This is a genomic window from Chthonomonas sp., assembly GCF_035294505.1.
Classification (GTDB): Bacteria; Armatimonadota; Chthonomonadetes; order Chthonomonadales; family Chthonomonadaceae; genus Chthonomonas.
Genome location: NZ_DATGKU010000056.1, coordinates 1 through 2,850, shown reverse-complemented (window position 1 = coordinate 2,850; position 2,850 = coordinate 1). Strand labels below are relative to the sequence as shown.

Genomic DNA, 2,850 nt, shown 5'->3' with positions numbered 1-2,850 from the left:
CGGTGCCGTTTGGCCGAAGCCAGATGCGGTAGGTCACCTCTTTTTCGCCTTTCACTCCACCACGCAAAATACGACTGGTACCGCTTCGCAGCAGAGAGGTCGGCTTCCTGAGGGTGGGATAGGGGATCGGTTCCCTGAGCGTCACCGTTTTTGTGAGTATTTGCGGGGTTTGGGGTGCGCTCGTGGTAGTATCCGTTTGTCGTGGTGTCGCGTCTCCTGGCCGTATGGTGCCCACACCGATGGCGAGGGCCATGACCCCGATCGTGGAGATGCGACGGACAGGCGAGGAATTCGCCAAGAACCTGTCCCTCCTTTCTTTAGGATTTTCCGATGGCCCGAACACCGTTCGGATGCCTTATCTGCGTACCACAGGAAGCGGCCCAAAAAGCCGCCTCACTGGTGGCTTCAACGAACATCCAGCTAGAAGCCAGATGTTGGCGGGCAGTTTACTATAAACAGCCCCTTTTTGTCAACCCTACCGCATTTCGTCGGTGGTGGCACTCTCTGCGCTATCCTTCGTTGGGCATTTCCCCAAGCAGGATTCGGCATCCTGCAGCGAGAAATCACAAAGGGTTTGTATCGAAAAGGAGAACAGACGAATCGTGCCTATGCAAGCTTTCTGTCGGCTTTTTAGCAGCATTGTGGTTCCCTCATGCACTCTTGCCGCTCTTTTCCCTCTAGCTAATGCCTGGGCTGCAGGTGTGCAAGCAAAGCGCGATAGCGACTTTCTAAACTCCATTGGGGTTAATTCGGCCATCTGCCTGCGCGGCGAAAGCCTCGATAAAACCATAGAGTGCGTTCGGTATCTCGGCATTCGCTGGATACGAAGCGGCATCGAGGGCAATCCCCCTCTTGATAAGCTTATTTACCTGCATCAGCGTACCGGCGTGCGCTATAGCTGGGGCCTCGGCAGCGGCGGCACCAACATTCCAGAGCTTATTAAAACCGGAGAACAACTCGCCAAAGCCGGCGCCCTTTTGGCCTTTGAAGGGCCTAATGAACCGAACAACTGGGGAATCACCTATCAGGGCCAGGAGGGGGGCAGAAATCTGTCGTGGTTGCCTGTGGCGAAACTTCAAAGAGATCTCTACCGCGCGGTAAAGAGCGATCCCCTCTTGAAAAAGTATCCGGTCTGGTCTATCTCCGAGAACGGGGCGGAAACCGATAACGTGGGGCTGCAGTTCCTCACGATCCCCAAGGGGGCTAACACCCTGATGCCTGCCGGCACGAAATACGCCGACTTCGCCAACGTGCATAACTATATCTACCACCCAAACGCCCCCGGGCTGGCCGATAACAAAACGTGGAACGCCGCAGACCCCACCTCCGCCTGTAAGGTGGATGGGCTTTATGTAGAGTATGGCCTGACGTGGGCCCATCACTACCCCGGATATTCTGAAACCCAGCTGCTTTCTCTCCCCCGTGTCACCACAGAGACGGGAGTTCTTATCGGAGGGGCGATCACAGAGGAGGTTCACGCTCTAAACCTGCTTACCATGTATCTCGATCAGTTCAAGCGCGGTTGGAGCTATACCGCCGTCTATCTCTTGCGCGATAGGGTGGACGAGGCGGGAAATCAGCGATTTGGGTTTTACGGGCCGGACTATACGCCTAGAAAGGCGGCCCTCTATCTTCATAATCTTACAACGATTCTGTCCGACCAAGGCGTCCTGCATAACCCGGGTAGGCTCGCCTATGCCATCCCTGACGAGCCGGTGACGGTGCATGATATGCTGCTACAAAAAAGCAACGGCACCTTCTATCTGGTGGTATGGGATGAACAGATAGAGGGTACAAGCTTGGTGCGCATACAGTTTGCGAAAATGATTCCTTCCGTGAAAATCTACGATCCTACCGTCGGCACCGATGCAGTACAGACTCTCACCAACGTTCGGAATATTCAATTGACGTTAAGCAACCATCCGGTTATCCTAGAAATACCCTCCTCCTCACGCCCCCGCCTCTTTTCCTACAGGGGGAAGGGATGACCGCCTCAGCGGCCTATCTCATTTCCTTCATCGCCTATCTCTCTGGCCGCTGCATTGCCGTGCGCTAGCACCTCCCTAATAGGGGGAAAGGAAGGGATAGGGGGCGAACAAAGTAGGCTTGCGAAATAGACTAGCTCTAGCATCGCGAGATTGGCAGCTTCTGCCCCCTCACCCCCACCTCTCAGAACCGGTGGGAATGGAAACGCAAGATTTCTCGCCTTCGGCTCGAAATGACAGTTGTGGCATCGGTTCGAAAGGACAGGTGTTTATCTCGCCTTCGGCTCGAAATGACAGGTGCCTTCGGCTCTTCAAGCCCCTACCCCCCACCTCTCAAGGCCGATACAGGGGTCCCCAGAAAATCGCAAGATTTTCTGGGGTAGAGCTGCCTCCCCCTCAGTGAGAAATGAAATGAGAAGACCTCTCAGCTTCGCTTCGAGGTGACCTGGATGCCGACGGTGCTGCGACGGCGCTGTCCCCCCTCAAGCCCAAACAGATTTCCTCGAACCCTCATTCCTCAGGTAGCTGTATTGCCTATCTAAAAACAATCACAAAGGGATAAGGGCGAACAAGAAGTACGTGCCTCACAAAAAACTATTCCCCGTTTGACATCCCGATGAAACCATGTTATAATATACAAAATAGGCTCCTTGTATACGTGTTTCTTCCTGTTAAATGCAGGATGAGCCAAAAAAGAGACGTTTGCAAGTTTCGTACTCTTTTGTGTTTTGCCTCGCACCGCAGCGGCCCACCGAGGACGGATACCTTCACACAGAAGTCGTGCGTTCCATGCCTCTCCCCATACCGGAGGAGACGAGGCTTTTAGGTTCCTGAACCACGAGGAACCTTCTGTGCAAACCGGTCA

General features: G+C 54.2%; 2 protein-coding genes. One reads left to right on the top strand and one right to left on the bottom strand.

Features of this window, described 5'->3' with window-relative positions; all coding sequences use genetic code 11:
- Positions 1 to 298 (bottom strand): G5 domain-containing protein (locus tag VKV18_RS02690; protein ID WP_324202687.1); only part of this gene is annotated, 298 nt, incomplete at its 3' end.
- A gap of 310 nt (positions 299 to 608) precedes the next feature.
- Between VKV18_RS02690 and VKV18_RS02685 the strand changes: the two genes are divergently transcribed.
- A complete protein-coding gene (locus tag VKV18_RS02685) occupies positions 609 to 1,988 on the top strand; it encodes a glycosyl hydrolase (RefSeq protein WP_324202688.1) in 1,380 nt (459 codons plus the stop codon).
- Positions 1,989 to 2,850 lie beyond the last annotated feature (862 nt).

Coding starts and splice junctions, on each gene's coding strand:
- VKV18_RS02685 (WP_324202688.1), top strand. CDS start 609: ATGCAAGCTTTCTGTCGGCTTTTTAGCAGCATTGTGGTTCCCTCATGC.